At 53.2% G+C, this 19,816-nt stretch carries 17 protein-coding genes; all 17 read right to left on the bottom strand.

Annotated elements, in window-relative coordinates; translation table 11 throughout:
* Positions 1–34 precede the first annotated feature (34 nt).
* Positions 35–2,527, bottom strand: coding sequence for an ATP-dependent helicase HrpB (gene hrpB, locus B212_RS0112900; RefSeq protein WP_019911215.1), 2,493 nt, complete (start codon positions 2,525–2,527; stop codon positions 35–37).
* Between the two features lie 384 nt (positions 2,528–2,911).
* Positions 2,912–3,310, bottom strand: coding sequence for a J-domain-containing protein (locus tag B212_RS0112905; RefSeq protein WP_019911216.1), 399 nt, complete (start codon positions 3,308–3,310; stop codon positions 2,912–2,914).
* Positions 3,311–3,425: 115 nt separating this feature from the next.
* Positions 3,426–3,812: a GIY-YIG nuclease family protein gene (locus B212_RS0112910; RefSeq protein WP_019911217.1), complete on the bottom strand. Its 387-nt coding sequence runs from the start codon at positions 3,810–3,812 to the stop codon at positions 3,426–3,428.
* A gap of 49 nt (positions 3,813–3,861) precedes the next feature.
* A complete protein-coding gene (locus tag B212_RS0112915; RefSeq protein WP_019911218.1) occupies positions 3,862–4,656 on the bottom strand; it encodes a DUF2087 domain-containing protein in 795 nt (264 codons plus the stop codon).
* Positions 4,657–4,852: 196 nt separating this feature from the next.
* The gene (locus tag B212_RS0112920; protein WP_019911219.1) at positions 4,853–5,662 is read right to left on the bottom strand and encodes an SDR family oxidoreductase; all 810 of its coding nucleotides are present in this window, start codon (positions 5,660–5,662) and stop codon (positions 4,853–4,855) included.
* Positions 5,663–5,804: 142 nt separating this feature from the next.
* Positions 5,805–6,671 carry a transglutaminase family protein gene (locus B212_RS0112925; protein WP_019911220.1) on the bottom strand — a complete coding sequence of 289 codons (867 nt, stop codon included), beginning with the start codon at positions 6,669–6,671 and terminating at the stop codon, positions 5,805–5,807.
* Positions 6,668–7,621 carry an alpha-E domain-containing protein gene (locus B212_RS0112930; protein ID WP_019911221.1) on the bottom strand — a complete coding sequence of 318 codons (954 nt, stop codon included), beginning with the start codon at positions 7,619–7,621 and terminating at the stop codon, positions 6,668–6,670. The genes B212_RS0112925 and B212_RS0112930 overlap by 4 nt, the downstream gene beginning before the upstream one ends.
* A 78-nt stretch (positions 7,622–7,699) precedes the next feature.
* Entirely contained in the window at positions 7,700–9,163 is a 1,464-nt protein-coding gene (locus B212_RS0112935) for a circularly permuted type 2 ATP-grasp protein (protein ID WP_019911222.1), read from the bottom strand.
* A gap of 422 nt (positions 9,164–9,585) precedes the next feature.
* Positions 9,586–10,584, bottom strand: a complete 999-nt coding sequence (ftsY, locus tag B212_RS0112940; protein ID WP_019911223.1) for a signal recognition particle-docking protein FtsY — start codon at positions 10,582–10,584, stop codon at positions 9,586–9,588.
* Positions 10,581–10,703: a hypothetical protein gene (locus B212_RS35710; RefSeq protein WP_019911224.1), complete on the bottom strand. Its 123-nt coding sequence runs from the start codon at positions 10,701–10,703 to the stop codon at positions 10,581–10,583. Before B212_RS35710 ends, ftsY begins: the two co-directional genes overlap by 4 nt.
* The gene (smc, locus tag B212_RS0112950; protein ID WP_019911225.1) at positions 10,703–14,272 is read right to left on the bottom strand and encodes a chromosome segregation protein SMC; all 3,570 of its coding nucleotides are present in this window, start codon (positions 14,270–14,272) and stop codon (positions 10,703–10,705) included. The genes B212_RS35710 and smc overlap by 1 nt, the downstream gene beginning before the upstream one ends.
* 283 nt (positions 14,273–14,555) lie before the next feature.
* On the bottom strand, positions 14,556–15,260 hold the full coding sequence (rnc, locus tag B212_RS0112955) for a ribonuclease III (RefSeq protein ID WP_019911226.1): 705 nt from the start codon (positions 15,258–15,260) through the stop codon (positions 14,556–14,558).
* Between the two features lie 12 nt (positions 15,261–15,272).
* Positions 15,273–16,511, bottom strand: a complete 1,239-nt coding sequence (gene fabF, locus B212_RS0112960; protein ID WP_084673287.1) for a beta-ketoacyl-ACP synthase II — start codon at positions 16,509–16,511, stop codon at positions 15,273–15,275.
* A gap of 197 nt (positions 16,512–16,708) precedes the next feature.
* A complete protein-coding gene (locus B212_RS0112965; RefSeq protein WP_019911228.1) occupies positions 16,709–16,942 on the bottom strand; it encodes an acyl carrier protein in 234 nt (77 codons plus the stop codon).
* Positions 16,943–17,064: 122 nt separating this feature from the next.
* Positions 17,065–17,814: a 3-oxoacyl-[acyl-carrier-protein] reductase gene (gene fabG / locus B212_RS0112970; RefSeq protein WP_019911229.1), complete on the bottom strand. Its 750-nt coding sequence runs from the start codon at positions 17,812–17,814 to the stop codon at positions 17,065–17,067.
* 48 nt (positions 17,815–17,862) lie between these two features.
* Positions 17,863–18,786 carry an ACP S-malonyltransferase gene (gene fabD, locus B212_RS0112975; RefSeq protein ID WP_019911230.1) on the bottom strand — a complete coding sequence of 308 codons (924 nt, stop codon included), beginning with the start codon at positions 18,784–18,786 and terminating at the stop codon, positions 17,863–17,865.
* 33 nt (positions 18,787–18,819) lie between these two features.
* Positions 18,820–19,809, bottom strand: coding sequence for a beta-ketoacyl-ACP synthase III (locus tag B212_RS0112980; RefSeq protein WP_028530800.1), 990 nt, complete (start codon positions 19,807–19,809; stop codon positions 18,820–18,822).
* Positions 19,810–19,816 lie beyond the last annotated feature (7 nt).

The following is a 19,816-nucleotide window of genomic DNA, read 5'->3' on the forward strand; positions in this document are numbered from 1 at the left end:
TCTTTGCGAGATTATGATTATAAATGGATGGCCTTTATTTCGCCGGGCGCGTCCGGTTCGTCGGGATTGCCTGCATAGGGTCATCCGGCCAGTAATGTTTGGGGTAGCGGCCCTTTAGATCCTTTTTGACCTCAAAATAGGTGCTGCGCCAAAAGCTGGCCAGATCCGCCGTCACCTGCATCGGCCGCCTCGCGGGCGAGAGCAGATGCAGCAGCACCGCGACCTTCCCCCCGCCGATTCTCGGCGTATCCACTTGCCCGAACATCTCCTGCAGTCTAACCGCCAATACCGGCGCGCCCGGGTTCCCATAATCTACAGGAATCCGGGAACCGCTCGGAACGGTTATATGCGTTGGAGCTTCCTTGTCCAGAGTCTGGCGGCTGTTCCAGTCCAGCATCCCTTCCAGCGCCCGCGATAACGGCACCCTCTGGAGGTCGCGCAGATTACGCATTCCCTGAATATAAGGCTGGAGCCACTCATGAACTGAAGCGAGCAGTACGTTATCAGACACATCTGGAAAATCTTCTCTGATTCTATGCATGAACTCCATCCGCTGGCGCAGTTGAACCGTGCCCTTGTCCCAGGGCAGCAGCTCCAGCCCTTCGGCAGCAATCAGGGCAAGCAGCACCTCTTCTGTTTCTTCCGCTGTCGGCCGTTCATGTGCGGTTTCCTTTACGACCAGCGCACCAAGCCGCGTCCGTCTGCGCGCCTGCACGCTTCCGCTGTCCTTGTCCCAGTAGACTTCACGTTCCTCCGTGAAGCTAATCCTGTGATGCATGAACAGGTCATCTGCCGGCAGGTCGGCTGCCAGCAGGACTCTGCTCTGGCCGGCACGGTCATCCACGCCGGCCGCCACAATATAGGGCGAGCGCGCAAGCGGCTGCCCTTCCTTCATCGCCGCCCCCCGGCCACCGGAGAGCAGAAACGCGCCATCGCCGCGTTTCTGCCCGATCCGGTCGGGGTAGGCGAACGACAACAGCAGCCCGGTGCGGCTGATGTTGTCGGGCGTTTCTCCTGGCGCTGCCTGTAGCTGCGCCAGGAAATTCCGGCTCTCGCGCTGCACCGCGCGCAGAGCCGCCGGGTCCGCTCCGCCGCTGTCAGCGGAGCGCTCGAACCGGAGCAGCGCCTCCACGCGCAGCGTGAGGTCGCAGCTCTGTGCGGCGGGACCCTTGAAGAGGTCCCGCTCCTGGAGCAGCGCCGCCAGCCGGCAGGCGAGCGGCGCCGCTCCAAGCTCTGCCGCGCGCAGCAGCATGTGCGCGATGCGCGGGTGTGCGCCGAGCGCGGCCATGCTGCGGCCGTGCGGCGTAATGGCGCCGCCGGCGTCAAGCGCGCCGAGCTGGCGCAGCAGCGCTACGGCCTGCGCGTAAGGCGCAGCAGGCGGCGCGTCCAGCCAGCGCAGCGCGTCCGGACTGCGCGCGCCCCACAGCGCCAGCTCCAGCGCGAGCTGCGCCAGGTCAGTCTCCATGATTTCCGGCACGTTGTCGTCCGGAAGACGGTTATGCTCCTCCCGGCTCCACAGCCGGTAGCATACACCCGGCGCGGTGCGTCCCGCACGGCCGCGCCGCTGGTCGGCGGATGCCTTGGAGACCGGCACCGTAGTCAGCCGCGGCATGCCCGTACGCGGCGAGAACACCTGAGTCCGCCGCAGGCCCGTATCTACTACGCTGCGCACGCCCTCAATCGTTAAGCTGGTCTCGGCAATCGAAGTTGCGAGCACCACCTTGCGTTCACCCGGCACAGCAGCCGCCACCGCCAAGTCCTGCTGCTCCTGCGGGAGCTGCCCATAGAGCGGCCGCAGCACTGTTCCGGGAGGCAGACCGCCGCCCGCAAGCTCCCTTTCCGTCTGCCGGATCTCCCGTTCACCGGGCACAAAAACAAGCACATCGCCAGGCTGCTCGGATAAAGCCCGGCGGACGGCGGATGCCGCCGATTTGTCGAGCTGCTTCCCGTCCGTGCCCGGGACATATATAGTATCCACCGGATAAGTCCGGCCCGGACACTTCACTACGGGCGCATCCCCGAGTACAGCGGAGACCCTCTCGCCGTCCAGTGTGGCGGACATGACAAGAATCCGCAAGTCCTCACGCAGCACAGACTGCGCCTCCAGTGTCAAAGCCAGTCCCAGATCAGCATGAAGGCTGCGCTCATGAAATTCGTCAAAGATAACCAGCCCCACATCGCCAAGCGACGGGTCGCTTTGCAGCATTCTTGTTAACACGCCTTCCGTAACTACTATAATACGCGTGTTTTTGCCCACCTTAGTATCCATACGCATGCGGTATCCTACGGTTTGGCCCACACTTTCGCCCATGCAGGCCGCCATGTAGCCCGCGGCTGAACGGGCTGCGAGCCGTCTCGGCTCCAGCATCAGTATGGTTTTGCCGGCCATCCACGGCGCATCCAGAAAAGCCGGCGGTGTTCCTGTCGTTTTCCCCGCTCCAGGCTCGGCAATAAGCACGGCGGAAGGGGATGTATTCAGTATTGCCTGCAAATCAGGGAGCACCTGCATAATTGGAAGCTGCTTCATCATATCTCTCCATAATCTTTTTCATCTATATCCTGTCTACACACATCATGGGCGAAACCGGACTGAAATTCAAGCTTCACTGGATTAAGTAATGTGTGAACCTATATAGGTTGAACTATAGATTCTCATATTGGGTCTGGTCGTAACTGCGGGGAATGTTTGGACTTCCGGCCGCTGTTATGATTGAATTTCCTGATTTAAACCACTGATCGCGGTAGAAATTCAATCATAAAGGCGGACGCGTTCGCTCCTACAGTTCCAAACTTCCCCTCCGCACTCCTACCTTTTTATGATTTTTTTAAGTTCAACCTATATAGTACTTTCTTATATTCTGCAAAAAAGCCACCCAGCCGCTCAGGGCCGGATGACTTCTGCAACTCCTTGTTATTCCTCTTGGCGGGTCAATTGCTCCCGGATTCTATCGCCGTAATCTGCGAAAACCGTGCTGTTCTCCAGCCCGCGCTGCCGTAAAAGCTCCTGCAGGCGCAGTCTTTTCAGAGAAAGATTGGACTCCAGCTCCTTCCGTTCCCCATGAACGGAATTCCCGCTTGTATGACAGGCTGCCAGCAGTTTCTCCAGCGTTGCACATTCCGCACGCAGCGTCACTTCTTCAGGGAGCAGACCGGCATTTTTCATGATTTTGAAGGACATTCTCAGGTCTTCAGGCACCCCGGACAAATCCTCCAGCTCCAGCGGCTTGCCATGCCCCGGCAGATTCTCGAACTCTCCATTTCGCATGGACTCCTGAATGCGCTGCTCTGCGAGCCAGGATAATATCGCCATACTACCGCCCCTCTTCCCTGCCCAAGAAATGGCGCTTCTACAAGCACTCCACCTTCCCGGCACTTCCGTATTGCCTTTATTTTAGCATAGCGGCTAGGGCAATTCATCCTGGGGGTTATAAACCTTGCTTGTGCTTATGATACCCGCGTTCTCCGTAAGGCGATAGCTGCTCCATCCATTTGTTCTCCAGATCGGGCAGCAGCTTACGGTATTTCGCCAGTTCAGATACTTCAGCGACGAAGTCCTCCTCCGGTTTGATCTGCTCCAAAATCTCAAAAGAAAATGCCTCTTTACCATATTCCTTCCAATCGGCCTGAAGTGTCTTATTGTCATGGTTGCCGATTTCCAGTATGAATTGATGCTTGTTCCAGACCCCGTCCAGGTTAAGGCTGCTGCCCACCAAGGATTTACCATTCTGCGTATTAACAATTCTATATACACCCATCGGACGATGGGAGTGCGCGTAGCTGTAAGCCAGCTCCTTGCGTTTCGCTTTCTCCATAACTTCTCTTCTCTCCTTCAAATTCAATATCCGGTAACGGCGGGCGCCGTTACAATCTAACCCAATAGCTGCTTCCGTCATCCTCGCGGTCCAGCAGCCCGTAATCAATCAGATAGCGCCGCAGCGTAACATGATCAGAGAAAGCTTCACCAAGAATGGCGTTAACCTCTTTCTCCGTATATTTCCTTCCCGTCTCAAAACGCTTGATCAATTGGCGGAGAATCGCGGCCTTCCGCTTCTGCTTCTTGGGAAATTCCGACAACGGCCCCTCCGGTCCCATCTTAAAATAAGTGTTCAGAATCTCGGCATTCTCCTCTTCCGTGATAGCAAACCGCTCATCGACTATCGCCGCAGAGCGGGGAATGCTGACGAAGGGCGACGACGTTCCCGGCTTCTCCTCGGCCAGCTCCATCACAGCCAGGAACAGCTTGGCCTGCTTCACCTTCTCCCGCAGTGTAAACCGGTGGTTGCGCACAGTGGAGGTACTGCCGATGCCCAGTTCCTTCGCAGCCTCCCCATCACTCAAGCTCTGCCGGAAAGCATTCAGCAGCCCCTTCTGCAGCTCCGTCAGCCCGGTAAGCTTCTTATCCAATCCCAGCAGCCAATTGAACATGCCCCCATGCTCGCTCTCCACATGAAGCGCTGCGAATTTCCCGGCTTCGTAATACTGGTTCCCTTCCTTATAAATGAGGCCCTTCTCAAATTCTTCTCCACACACAAGGCAAGTATAAAATTCAGAATGCTCTCTGGCCTCATATTGATAACCTTGCTTCAGCTCCAGTATCGAGGCATTCCAGAATTTCTCCGAAATGCTGATCGGTTCATTTCCATCCGGCAACTTCATCACCCAACTCTTCTTTCGTTTATTATGTAGACATAATATCATTTTGTTTGCTTATTATCAACTTTATTGTTATTTTGTTTGCTATATAAACCGATAAGGACTGTATCTCAACGCAAACAGCCTTACCCCCAGATCTGAAAGACCATTGGATAAGACTGCTTCATACAGCGAATGCTCTCGAAAGCTGCACCTTTTTTTAAGAAAGCAAAGACTCTGCCCCATCAATCACAATCTGCGCGCCTGTGATGTGGATCGACTCGTCTGAAGCGAGGAAGGAGACCAGCTCGGCCACATTTTCCGGCTTCCCTGGTCCGTCAGCGAGCGGCTGAGCACCTTCCGGGAATTGAATCGGGATCACGATGCTCTCGACTTCCTCGTTAAACTCGGTGCTTTCATCAATGTTGGTCGAAATCGCTCCCGGACAAATGACGTTGACGCGGATTTTGAACTTCGCCAGCTCCAGGGCCGCCATCTTGGCAAAAGCGACCTGTCCCGCCTTAGTAGTACTGTATGGCGACCAGCCAAAGCTGGCAAAACGGCTGTTGCCGTTAATGGAGCTAGTGATGATAATGCTCCCTTTGCCTTTTTCCTTGAGATGGGGAATGCTGTATTTCAGCGTCAGGAAGGTACCCGTCAAATTGACAGAGATGGTGCGCTCCCAATCACTGAGACTAAGCTCCTCTATAGGCCCAACTGCGCCGTTAATCCCGGCATTGGCAAAAACAATATCCAGTCCGCCGAAATGCCCCACTGCCTTTTGCACCGCTGACTCCATGCGTTCAGCATCCGAGGTATCCACATCAATGGCCAGCGCACAATCCTTGCGCAGCTTATTCAGCTTCTGCTCCAGTAGAAAGGTACGGTCATTCACCAGGTCGAACAGGGCAACATTGGCGCCTTCACGGGCCATTTGAATCGCTGTCGCTCTTCCGATTCCCGAGCCTGCACCGGTGATGATGGCTGTTTTTCCAAGAAACCGCTGTTTTTTCGCTATATCCGGGCTCATCTATACACTCCCTTCCATTTCCTCCAGCTTAATACTCTCTGTTTCAAGATTACCCAAACCGGCCTTGTTTATAATCAAAATATGCAAAAAAAGAAAACAGCCCCGCAATAGCAGGGCCGATATCAGGCTTAGCTTCGATTATTCAATTCTCCAAATGCCGCACATCCACCTTTACGGTGAGTGTGCCGCCTACTCCGCGGTATACGCCTTTTACGGGAACGATATCCTTATAATCTCTGCCGTGCCCAAGCTTGACATAACGCCAGTTCACTTCAACATTATTCGTGGGATCAAAACCGAGCCAGCCGGTACCGGGAATATGTGTCTCCACCCAGGCATGCGAAGCCTGCTCGAAATTGGCATTGCCTCCCTGCAGGTCACCGACAAAATGATATCCGCTCACATACCTCGACGGCAGACCGACACTGCGGCAGACTGCAATCATCAGATGGGCGTAATCCTGACACACTCCGCGTTTGAGCTTCAGCGCTTTTTTAACGGTTGTATTGACACTGGTCGCTTCGGGATCATAGGTAAACTGCTCGTAAATCGTCGATGACAGCCGTTTGGTCCATTCATACATATCTTCCGCTTCATCAAAAGGATGCTGCGAGGCAAATTCGACCAGTTCAGGCGTTATTTCAGTATAGCGTGTAGGCAAAATAAACTCGACATAGCGGTTCTGAAATCGCTCATCGTTCAGCAGTTCAACCTGCTCCTCAAGTGAAATATGGGGCAGATCCGAGCCTTGAGATTTATCGAGAGTAACCACAGTCGCTCTGGTGCGGATCACCATCTCCGTATGGGGTTTGTTCACTGAGTAAGCATGCACCCGATTGCCAAAAAAATCCTCATAGGTCAGCAAATTAGCCGGTGGAAAAATCTCCACCTCATGATGGTAGCAGGACTGACGGTAATTGGTGCGCGGCGTCAGCCGGATTTCATTGACACTGTCCGTGACCGGCTCGGGGTAGCTGTAAGTCGTTGTGTGGTCGATCTGAATTTTCATGCAGACACTCCTTCACGGCGAAAAAAGGCACCATCCATCGTTTTGCCGAGCTTCTGGCAGGATTCCATCAGGGCCTCCAGCACATCCTCCACGAGATCGCCTGAGATTTCTTCTTTTTCCATATAATCGAGATCGGCCTTGATCTTGCCGGCTTGGCGGATCACCCGCTCATGACCGGAGCCCTTCTCCGAAGTATCCAATTCAAGTCTCGCCAGATGTTCTTCCAGCTTGTGAAAAGAGAATCGGATCGACCGTGGAAAATAGGCATTTGCAATCAGAAACTCCAGAATACTCTCCGGCGACATTGCATCCGCATAATAGCGGCGGAAGGCCTGATAACCGCTCACCGACTTAAGTACAGCTTGAAGCTGGGTATAGATGGCGTTGATATCCTTGGACTTGCAGGACACCGTCACCGCCTGAAGAATCCGCGTCGTATTCTCCGCCCGCTCCAGAAAACGTCCACTCTCGATAAAATGCCATTCATTGCCTCTCAGCATCACCGAATGCTCTGCTCCAAGGAACATCGCCGCCCGCTCTTTGACATGCTGGTAGAATTGGTGAGGGCCGCACATAATATCCGCCACTGACTGCTCGCCAAGCCACAGATTGAAGCTGCTCACAATATCCCACAGTTCACTCGGCAAATGCTGTCTGAGCGTACGAAGATTATTCCGGGCTTGATGCACACAAGAAAATAATGAATTGGAATTACCCAGATCGAGCGTGATGAAAGACAAAACATCCTGCTCCAAAAAGCTGCCCGATTGCTGCAGGTATTCATCTCTGACGCCAAGCGCATCAATCAGCCTTGACCACTTATGCCCTTCTGCCTGGAAGTCTTCTTCTTGCTGAATATGATAGTGCACATCAATCAGCCTGGCGTGATTCTCTGCCCGTTCAATGTACCGCCCAATCCAAAACAAAGCCTCCGCATTGCGATTCAGCATCGTAGCCACTCCTTTATTTAACATTTGGATGCCGTACTTAACGAGTCCGTTCTGAAACGCTCTGCTGTCCATTCATTCTTAGGCCATTACCCAGGTATCCTTAACACCTCCGCCCTGTGAAGAGTTCACGACCAGTGAACCTTCCTTCATGGCAACCCGGGTAAGTCCTCCGGGAATCACATGCGGCTTGCGGTCTGCCCCCATCAGCACAAATGCCCGCAGGTCGATATGGCGAGGAATCATACTGCCGCCTGAGAGCACCGGCGCCCTCGACAGCGACATAATCGGCTGGGCAATGTAACGTGCCGGATCGGCAAGTATTTTGAGCCGGAACTCCATTAATTCTTCCTTCGTCGCCTCGCTTCCGATAAGCATGCCGTATCCGCCGGACAACGAGGTCTCCTTGACCACCATTTCGGGCAAATGATCAAGCACGTACTGCCGTTCCTGTTGGCGGGACAGCAGATAGGTCGGCACATTTCCAATGATAGGCTCCTCGTTCAGATAGTAGCGGATCATATCCGGGACATAGACGTACATTGCTTTGTCGTCGGCAACGCCGGTGCCGGGTGCATTCGCGATGGCAATATTTCCTGCACGGTAAGCATTCATCAGGCCGGCAACACCGAGCAGCGAGTCAGGCTGAAAGGCCAGCGGATCAATATAATCATCATCAAGCCGGCGGTACAGCACATCCACACGGCGCAGTCCGTTCATTTCCCGCAAATATATATTATGGTCTTGGGCAACCAAGTCGCGTCCTTCCACGAGGTGGATCCCCATTTGCTGGGCCAGGAAAGCATGCTCATAGTAAGCCGAATTGTATTCACCTGGAGTCAGCAGTGCAATGACCGGGTCCTTCATCCGTGAGGGGGACAGGCTGCGCAGCACCGACAGAAACCGGTTCAGGCTGTGATCCACGTCGCGGATCGAGCTGGCAAAAGACAATTCAGGAAACAACTGATTCATCAGGGATCTGCCTTTAAAAAGGTACGAAAACCCGGAAGGTGTCCGCAAATTATCCTCTAACACGTAATACTCGCCATCATGGTGACGGATCAGGTCAATACCCGAAGTAGTGACATAAGCCCCGCCAGGCACCCGTAAGCCGCACATTTCCGGCCGGAAATAACAATTGGAGAGAATCATCCGCCGCGGGACAATACCGTCCTTGACAATGTACTGCTCATGATAGATATCATGAATGAACAGATTCAAAGCGGTGATCCGTTGAACAATACCGGCTTCAAGCCTCTCCCACTCTCCTTTCGGGATAATCCGCGGGATCATGTCAAAAGGAATCGTGCGCTCCATCGGATGATCCTGTGCAGGGTTGTACAGTGTAAAGGTAATGCCTTCTTCCATCATCCGGCGCTGCATCAGATTCTGTTTGCCTTGCAGCTCCTCGGGGCTCATCCCGGAAAACATGCGGTTCACATGTGAGTAATGCGGCCGGACATTCCGTTCATCAGCATACATTTCATCATAAAAATGCTGCAGCGGATACGGAGACAGCCCGGGCAAAGGATCTATTTTGGACATGAGCCCCACCCCTTTCGAATCAATCAATGTGTGATGTTTGTTGACACAATCGTTCGAAATACAATATTCGAAATACGCTAACATTAAATATTACATTAATAATACGTAAGTGTTATTCTTCATGTCAATATATATAACAACGAAATGGAATTTACGAACCATTTTTCATAAATGGAATCGCTTCCTTTCTAAATGAGTTTGTATTTAGGAAGCGAGTTTGTACAGAATACATAGAATTGTATGCAGGAGAGCTGACAAGCATTACTATTATGAATTTTTCATATATTGAAACAGCGGAAGTCCGATCAGAACATCCATCCGGTTTGGCGGGAAATCAGCCTTCTGCGGGTCTTTATTACTTTGTAAAAAAGAAGCCGCACTCCATTCACAGAGTACAGCTTCTATAAGAAAAGTTATTTGAATTACTCCTGCTCTTCGTCTAGCGATTCATCGGCAATCATGCCGGCGAACAGAGCGTGGACAAATTGAGTGGAATCAAACGGCTGCAAATCCTCCATCTTCTCCCCAAGTCCTACCAGCTTCACCGGCAGGTTCATTTCTTGACGGATCGCAACGACAATTCCGCCCTTGGCTGTACCATCAAGCTTGGTCAGCACCAGACCGGTAACACCGCTTTTTTCTCCAAAAAGCTTCGCTTGCGTCAGAGCATTCTGCCCTGTGGTCGCATCCAGCACCATCAGCACTTCGTGCGGCGCACTTGGAATTTCGCGCTGGATGACCCGGAAGATTTTGTTCAGCTCTTCCATCAGATTGCTCTTATTCTGCAGCCGGCCTGCGGTGTCGCAGATCAGCACATCCACATTGCGCTGCTTGGCAGCTTGAACGGCATCGAACATTACTGCAGCCGGATCAGAACCCGCCTGCTGCTTGATAACGTCCACACCAGCCCGCTGACCCCATACCTCTAGCTGCTCTATGGCCCCTGCGCGGAAGGTGTCGCCTGCGGCCAGCAGCACCTTTTTCCCCTCCTGCTTATAGCGGTGAGCCAGCTTGCCGATGGTTGTCGTCTTGCCGACTCCGTTCACGCCAACGAACAAAATAACGGTGATTCCATCGGGATTCTCCTTCAGGCTGTTATCATCATCGCCACGCAGCAGCTCCATCAGCTTGCGCGAGAGGATAGGCTGAAGCTCCGACGCATCCTCAATCCGCTTCTGCTTCACTTCGGCACGCAGCTCTTCAACCAGTACCATAACCGTGTTCACACCGACGTCGGCCCCGATCAGAATCTCTTCCAATTCCTCATAGAATTCTTCATCTATTTTTTTGCGCCGGATAATGAGATCCGATACCCGCTCAACGAACCCTTTGCGTGTTTTCTCCAGACCGTCGCGGAACTGTTTGGTTACACTTTCCGTTTTGCCGGCGATGCTATCTTTCAATTTTCTAAAAAAACTCATATAGTTCCCCCTAAAGTTTTATGGAGCATAATATCATTGAGATTCTTCGCAATAAAACTCGCTTCGGAAGCATCCGTCAAAAGTCTTGTGAGCCAAAGCACCAGCGCATTACTGCTCATTAGGCAATCTCCGCTTCCTCATCCTCCAGCTTAACAGAGACCAGCTTGGATACTCCGCCTTCTTCCATCGTCACGCCATAGAGCACATCCGCTTCCTCCATCGTGCCTTTGCGGTGGGTGACTACGATAAACTGCGTTTGCCCCGAAAATTCCCGCAGGTATTGGGCGAAACGCACCACATTGGCTTCATCCAGCGCCGCTTCAACCTCATCCAGCACACAGAACGGCACAGGCTTAACCTGCAAAATTGCGAACAGCAGCGCCATTGCAGTCAGAGCCCGTTCTCCACCGGACAACAACTGAAGGTTTTGCAGTTTTTTGCCTGGAGGCTGTGCTACAATATCAATCCCCGTATCAAGCAAATGCTCGGGATCAAGCAGCATCAGGTCCGCCCGGCCGCCGCCGAACAGCTTCGTGAAAACCGTGCCGAACTGGCGGCGGATCGCATCAAAGGTCACCTTAAAGCGTTTGGACATCTCCTCTTCCATCTCACGAATTACATGGTAAAGGGTGGTTTTGGCTTCCACCAAATCATCCTTCTGTCCGCTGAGGAAGGTATAACGCTCATGTACTCGTTGGTATTCCTCGATTGCACCCAGATTTACCTCGCCCAGAGATGAAATGCTTCGTTTCAGCCGCTGCACCTCCGCCTGTGCTGCCGGCACATCCTCAGGAACAGGATAACGCTGCTTCGCCAGCTCATAGCTTAGCTCATAATCGTCGCTCAGCTTGCGGAGAATATTGTCCAGCTCGACATCCAGACGGCCTACGGCAACCTCCGTTGAGCGGAGCTTGTCTTCAACCGTTCTCAGTGCCTGCCGCTGATCCTTGGTCTCGCCCTCGGCAATTTCCAGCTTGCGTGTCAGCGCTGCACGCTCAGCTCTGGCCAAATCAAGCTTAGCGGCCGTATCTTCTTTCTTTAGCTTGTAGCTGTTCAGGTCTTCTTTCTGTTGCACGGCTTCCCGGGCGTTTTCTTCCAAATCCTGCTCGATTGTCATCAGGAGGCTGCGGCTCTGGCGCAGCTCTTTGTCCTGCGAGCCGGCATCCTGCCTCATCCGCCGCAGTTGCTCTTCCAGGGAGAAAATCTCCTGATCCAGCTTGCCCTCTGTTACCTTCATGCCGGTCAGCTTGCTCTGCAACTCTTCCTTGGCCGATTCACTTGCCTTGCGGGCAGTTTCGGCATTGCGGATCTCCTCGTGCGCGGTCTTCTCTTCCCGCTCCAGCCGTTCCAGCTCGGCAACCGCCTGCTTGCGGCTGTCTTCCAGCGAGCGCACCTCGCTCTCAAAGCTGCTGCGCTCGGCCCCTGCGCCTTCCACCTGCTCCTGTACGTGGCGCAGCTCCTGTTCGAGCTGCTTCAAATCACCGGAGACACGCTGCTCCTCCAGGCGTTTCTCGTCACCGTCATGCCGCAGCTCTTCCAGCTTCCGGGCAGCGTTCTCCTGCTCCTCGCGCAAACGGCTGATCCCCTGCTTCAGCTTGGAGATTTGAATCTCGCTCTCTTCGATCTCGCTGAACAACTGGTCCAACTGGCGTTTGCGGCTTAACAGGCTGTTGTTCTTCTTGTGCTGGCTGCCCCCGGTCATGGAGCCGCCCGCATTGACTACATCACCTTCCAGTGTAACCACTCTATAGCGATACTGGCATTTAGCCGCGATCCGGTTCGCCTGCTCCAGGCTTTCAGCAATTACAACATTGCCAAGCAAGCTTCTGACGATACTGGCATACTTATCTGCAAATCCCACCAGCTCAGAACCGATCCCAACAAAACCTTCCGCGCCTTCCACCATACTAAGATCGCTTCCGCTAATCTGCCGGGGCCGGATAACATCCAGCGGCAAGAAGGTGGCCCGTCCAAGCTGGCGCTGCTTCAGAAAAGCAATCGCTTGCCGGGACACGGCTTCGTTATCCATGACCACATGCTGCAGCGAAGCGCCCAGCGCGGTCTCAACCGCCATTTCCAACTTCTCAGGAACCGAGATCAGCTCCGCGACAGCGCCGTGCACACCGCTCAGTTGGCCTTTGCGTGCTCCCTTCAGCACCTCTTTGACTCCAAGCATGAAGCCATCGAAATCATCCTGCATTTCCTTCATCGTCTCATGCCGGGACACCTGGGCTTCGCGCTTCTGCTCCCATTTGCGCAGTCCGCCCTGTGTCTCCTCCAACAGCTTCTGGCGTTTACTGGTTTGCTCGCTCTCGGTAATGTACGCATTGCGGAGTGCGCCTAGCTCTTTGCCGAGTCCGGCGATCTTATCCTTAAGCCCTGTATGGGCGGAAGTCAACTCCTGCAGGCGGGCAGTCCATTTACCGCTCTCTTCCTGACTGCGGCTCATCCGGCGCTCCAGGCTCTCCTTCTGCTGGTCCGCATAGCGAATCTCGTTACGGGCCTGCGCCATCAGGTTCATCAGTTCGAGAAGAGCGCTCTTCAGCTTTTCTTCCTTACTCTGGCTGATGCCGCCGCTGACGCCTTCCAGCCGGGATTCCTCGTCCGCGATCCCCTTCCGCAGCTCCTCAAGAGCCAGCCGGGTCATCTTCAGCTTATGCTCCAGCTCCGCAAGCTCGCGCTGCCGGTCGGCCGAACGTTCGCCTACAGAACCTAGCGTAGCCATGAGCTGCTCCCGGTTGTTCTCCAGATTGCGTCTGCGTTCCTTCAACAGCTCGCTGTACCCTTCGCTTTTTTCATTAGCTTCACTATACCGCAGGAGCTGCTCCTGCAGCTTCTCTACTTCTTCCTCCAGCGTCCGCAGCTCGGAACGCCCGCTCTCAAGCCTTGCATCATGGGCTGAGACAACGGTAGACAACTGAAGCTGTTCACCTCGCAGCACCTCGAGCTTGTCATTGCCTTCCTTCCAGGCGGTATGTATCCCTTCAATCTGATGGACATATACGGAAATCTCCAGTTGCTTAAGCTGCTCCCGCAGCTCCTTGTAGCGGATTGCCTTCTCGGATTGATCCTTAAGCGGTCCGATCTGATCTTCCAGCTCACTGATGAGATCATGAATACGGAGCAAATTCTGCTCTGTCTCATCCAGCTTGCGTCCAGCGTCTTTCTTACGTGATTTATATTTAACGATACCTGAGGCTTCTTCGAAGATGCCGCGGCGATCCTCAGAGCGGGTACTGAGTATTTCTTCGATCCGGCCTTGTCCGATAATTGAATAAGCCTCGCGTCCGATCCCGGTATCCATGAACAGCTCTGTGATATCCTTCAGCCGGCAAGCCTGCTTGTTGATTAAATATTCACTTTCACCGCTGCGGTGCACACGGCGCGTTACAGTCACTTCACTGAAATCCAGCGGCAGCACATGATCCTCATTATCCAGCGTCAGCGACACTTCACCGTAATTGACGGCTTTACGCGCATCGCTGCCTGCAAAAATAATATCCTCCATCTTGCCGCCGCGCAGCGACTTGGCGCTTTGCTCGCCCAGCACCCAGCGTATGCCATCGGAAATATTGCTCTTGCCGCTGCCATTCGGGCCTACTACGGCTGTAATGCCGCGGACAAATTCCATTTCCGTTTTATCGGCAAATGATTTAAAGCCAGCTAATTCAATCCGTTTCAAAAACATAACTCGCCTATCACCTCCGCCCCATTATACCATAGCGTTTTGAACCACTCTATACAAGTAGAAACGGCTACGCCGTCCTGATAAGGACGGTATCCGTTTCAGCGAGAATAGAATAATAATTTATGGCGTGAAACATATACGTTCTATTTCGAAAAAGAGCAGCAAAGGTCTGACTTCCGCCTCTGCGCCGGCATTCAGACCACTTGCTGCTCTCCTCCGTCTGCTACTCTATACAGTCCCTTTAACGCGGGCTTGATTTCATTTTATCTTGCAAAATGAGCACTTATGCGTCATCTTCCTTCAGATGTAAAAGTGCTGCCGCTGCGGCCTGCTGCTCCGCTTCCTTCTTGGAACGGCCGCTTCCTTTACCTAGTGACTGGCCCGACATATACACTTCAGAGACGAATTCCCGTTCATGTGCCGGTCCGCGTTCTTCAATAATCCGATATTCCAGCGTACCCAAACCGTGATGCTGTATCAGCTCCTGAAGCTCCGTCTTGAAATCGCTCATCTGCATTTGCAGCTTACCGTCCGTTTCCACCAGAGGGAACACATGATTATCCAGGAACTTACGGGCCGTTTCAAGACCCTGATCCAGATAAAGCGCTCCCACGAAGGATTCAAACACATCGGCCAGCAAGGCCGGGCGGGTTCTGCCGCCCGTAAGTTCTTCCCCTTTACCCAACAATACATAACGGCCAAAGCCCAGGTTCTCCGCAAATCTGACCAGTGAAGGCTCGCATACAATTGCAGCCCGCAGCTTGGTCAGCTCTCCCTCAGGCCTGTCCGGCAGCAAGTTGTACAAATATTCTGACACCGTAAGCTCCAGAACCGCATCGCCAAGAAACTCCAGACGTTCGTTGTCCTGGTGCTGATTGAAACGGTGTTCATTCACATAAGACGCGTGGGTAAAGGCCTGCTTCAGGAGTACAGCATCGTGAAATTGGATTTGAAGTTGGCTTTGTAACTGCTTCAGGTCTCCTTTCACTGCACTGTCCCCTTACTGATTGTATTTTTTGAGAATAACGGTCGCGTTATGTCCTCCGAACCCGAATGAATTCGACATGGCAATGTTAAGCTCCGCCTCACGCGGAACATTCGGAACATAATCCAGATCGCATTCCGGGTCGGGATTGTCCAAATTGATGGTTGGAGCAATCATGTTCTTTTGCAGAGACAGTCCGCAAATTATCGCTTCCACACCTCCGGCAGCGCCAAGCAAATGGCCTGTCATTGATTTGGTGGAGCTGATCGCGACCTTATAGGCATGATCTCCCAGCGCCTTCTTGACGGCAGCCGTTTCCGACCGGTCGCCTACAGGCGTGGAAGTGCCATGCGCATTAATGTAATCAATCTCTTCAGGTGCAATGCCGGCGTCGCGGATCGCCATCTTCATGCAGCGTGCCGCACCATCCGGGTCAGGCTCTGTCATATGGTGGGCATCAGCGCTCAGTCCATAGCCAATGACCTCCGCGTAAATCTTCGCCCCGCGCTTCTCGGCATGCTCCAGTGATTCCAAGATGAGAATACCGGCGCCTTCACCCATGACAAAACCGTCGCGGTCAACGTCAAATGGACGGCTGGCCTTCTCAGGTTCATCGTTGCGTGTTGACATGGCGCGCATTGCACAAAAGCCTGCCATGCCTGTCGGACGGATCGTTGCTTCGGAACCGCCGCAGATCATTGCATCCGCATCTCCGCGCTGGATCAGACGGAAGGATTCTCCAATGGAATGGCTTCCTGTCGCACAAGCGGTCACTGTTGTCGTATTCGGGCCCTTCGCTCCGAAACTAATGGATAGCTGGCCTGAACCCATGTTCGCAATCATCATCGGGATAAAGAATGGGCTGACCCGTTTCGGTCCTTTCTCCAGAAGAATGTTGTGATTATCTTCCCAAGTACCCAGACCACCAATACCGGAGCCGACGGATACACCGATTCTATCCGCATCAATGTCTTCACCGATCTTAAGTCCGCTGTCCTTCAGCGCTTCTTCGCCCGCAGCCAGAGCAAATTGGACAAAACGGTCCATCTTGCGGGCTTCCTTGCGGCCAAACAACGCTTCGGGATCAAAATCTCTAATTGCTGCTGCTATTTGGGTAGGGTATTCACTGACATCAAAGGAATCAACCGCTGATACTCCGGATTTGCCGCTCATCAGATTATTCCAGAACGTGTCCAAATCCTTACCCAATGACGTCATCACGCCCATACCGGTAACAACCACTCTATGACTCAAACGCAATCACCCCATCTGTAGGCTGTATCTTCTTAAGTAGAAACTATATAAACTTCAGTCGCCGCATGACTGTATAATCAGCGGTTCTGTAATTTTCCCTGTAAAGGTGCATCTCGCATCCTCCGGCATAGCCTTGGCGCTATAAAATGAGGAGAAGTCCCGCCCTCTGTAGGAACGGGACTCTCAATCATATGACTCTAGGTATGAGATTGTATGTACTTCACAACTTCACCCACGGTCGTAATCTTCTCTGCATCTTCATCAGAGATTTCCATGTCGAATTCATCTTCCAATTCCATAACCAATTCTACAACATCAAGAGAATCAGCACCTAAATCATCTTTGAAAGACGCTTCTAATGTTACCTCAGCTTCATCGGCACCTAAGCGGTCGATGACAATGCGTTTTACACGCTCCAATACATCGGACATCCGGTTCACCTCCTCTTTTGGTATTATACGAGATATGAAGTCAAAATACCATAGAGCACCAAAAACGCTTTCCGGCCGCCCCGCTTCTCTTCCCCCGTAACATTTTTACTGCTTTTTTGGCCTTACATGTACATTCCGCCATCCACGTGAAGTGTCTGGCCTGTCATGTAGGTTGCCCCTTCCGAGGCCAGGAATACGACCGCCATAGCAATGTCCTCCGGCCGCCCAAGTCTGGCAAGGGGAATGCCCTTCTCATACTCGCTGCGGACTTCATCGGACAATTGATGCGTCATTTCGGTGTCAATAAACCCGGGAGCGATGCAATTCACCGTAATGCCCCGGGAAGCCAGCTCACGCGCAGCCGATTTTGTCATCCCAATGATGCCGGCTTTGGCGGCGGAATAGTTCACCTGTCCGGCATTTCCGATCACGCCAATCACCGAAGAAATATTGATGATCCGGCCGTAACGCTGCTTCATCATCGGGCGGGTCACTGATTTTAGACAGTTGAACACGCCTTTGAGATTGGTTTCGATGACCTGATCAAATTCTTCTTCCTTCATCCGCATAATGAGATTGTCGCGGGTAATACCGGCATTGTTGACAAGTATGTCTATCTTGCCCCAGGTGTTAATAACCTCTTTGACCAGATCCTCTGCCTGCTGGCTGTTGCCGACATCGCCTTTGAGGGCAATGCCCTCCGAGCCGAGCTCGTTGATGCGGGCCACAGTCTCCAGTGCCGCCGCTTCGTTGCCGGAATAATTCACGGCCACCTTCACGCCATATTCCGCAAGCAGCAGCGCAATACTGCGGCCAATGCCGCGTGATCCGCCTGTGACAAGCGCCGTCTGGCCTTTTAATGCTGAGAACATGTCATATTCCCCCTTCATCCATTCCACTCACTTTGGTTATACCGTAGCCTACAAGCCCGCTTGAGCACTTTCCAGACTGTTAATATTGACAACCTTGACGTTCTTGTCAATTTTACGGATCAAGCCTGCCAGCACACTTCCGGAGCCGATCTCCACGAAGGTATCCACTCCCGCAGCAATCAGGTGTTCTACGCTGTCCTGCCAGAGCACCGGCGAGAACACCTGACGCACCAGAAGCTCACGGATTTCTTCGGGATCTGTAACCGGAGCTGCCGTGACATTGACAACTACAGGCATTGCGGGAGCATTAAAGGTTACTTTCTCCAGTTCAACAGCCAACTGCTCTGCCGCCTCCTTCATTAAAGAGGAGTGAAAAGGACCGCTTACTTCAAGCGGAATCGCCCGTTTGCCGCCAATTTCTTTGACGCGCTCAACAACGGCATTGACACCCGCCAGGGAACCGGAGACGACAATCTGCCCCGGGCAGTTGACGTTAGCCAGCTCCACAGGACTGCCTTCGTCCGAAATACTGCGGCATAACCCAGCCAGCGCCTCGCGTTCTGCACCAAGCACTGCCGCCATAGCGCCTTGTCCGCCCGGAACCGCCTCTTCCATGAAACGTCCGCGCAGGCGCACCAGACTGACCGCATCCTCATATGACAGTACTCCGGCGGCTACCAGGGCGCTGTATTCACCCAGGCTGTGCCCGGCAACATAATCCGGCTTCACTCCGTGTTCACGAAGCGCCTCCAGATAGGCTACACTTGTCGTAACAAGCGCAGGCTGTGTATTGGCTGTCTGTTTCAGCTCGCTGTCCGGTCCTTCAAAAACAAGGCGGCTCAGCGGAAATCCAAGCACCTCGTCGCCCTTCTCAAACACCGCCCGGCTGTGTGGAAGAGCATCATATACATCTTTACCCATACCGACTGCCTGTGCACCCTGACCGGGAAAGACAAATGCGATTTTACCCATAAATGTGAACTCCTTCTCGTTGAGGTCTCGGGATTACCAGATCAGTACAGAAGCGCCCCATGTGAGACCGCCGCCAAAGCCGACCATCAGCACCGTGTCGCCTTCCTTCATCCGGCCTTCTTCTGCCGCTTCAACCAGCGCAAGCGGAATGGATGCCGCTGATGTATTCGCGTATTTGTCAACATTAATTACGCATTTCTCAGGCGGCAAATCCAGACGCTGCATCGCAGATTGAATAATACGGATATTTGCCTGATGCGGAACGAACAGATCAATGTTCTCTTTGCCGAGTCCCGCTTTGGTAAGAACGCGTTCTGTAGCCGTGCCCATAACCCGCACTGCGAATTTGAAAACCTCACGGCCGTTCATATAAATGAAATGCTTCTTGTCTTCAATGGTCTGATGAGAAGCCGGCAGACGCGAACCGCCCGCTTCCATCTTCAGCAGGCTTCCCCCGGAGCCTTCCGCACCGAGATCGAAGGACTGGAAGCCTCTGCCTTCCGGAACCTCGCCGATAATAACAGCGCCGGCACCATCACCGAACAATACGCAGGTATTGCGGTCACTATAATCCGTAATCCGTGACAAGGTGTCCGCACCGATTACCAGAGCGTTGTTGTACATACCGTTCTGGATAAAACCGGTTGCCGTTGCCAGACTGTATACGAAACCGGAGCAGGCTGCCGACAAGTCAAATGCCGCTGCGCCTTTCGCTCCCAGCTTGTCCTGCAGGATACAGGCCGTTGAAGGGAATGTGCTATCCGGTGTAACAGTCGCTACAATAATAAGATCCAAATCTTCAGCCTTCATGCCTGCGGAATCCAGCGCCTTGAGCGCGGCTTCGTAAGCCAGATCCGAGGTTGCTTCATGCGGAGCGGCGATGTGCCGTTCCCGAATCCCCGTACGGGAGACGATCCATTCATCATTGGTTTCGACGATCTTCTCAAGATCACTGTTCGTTAAAATCCGTTCAGGCACGTACTTTCCCGTGCCGATAATCCCTACCGGGCGCAACTGTTTCATGTTTTCA

This window comes from Paenibacillus sp. HW567 (assembly GCF_000374185.1).
Classification (GTDB): Bacteria; Bacillota; Bacilli; order Paenibacillales; family Paenibacillaceae; genus Paenibacillus_AQ.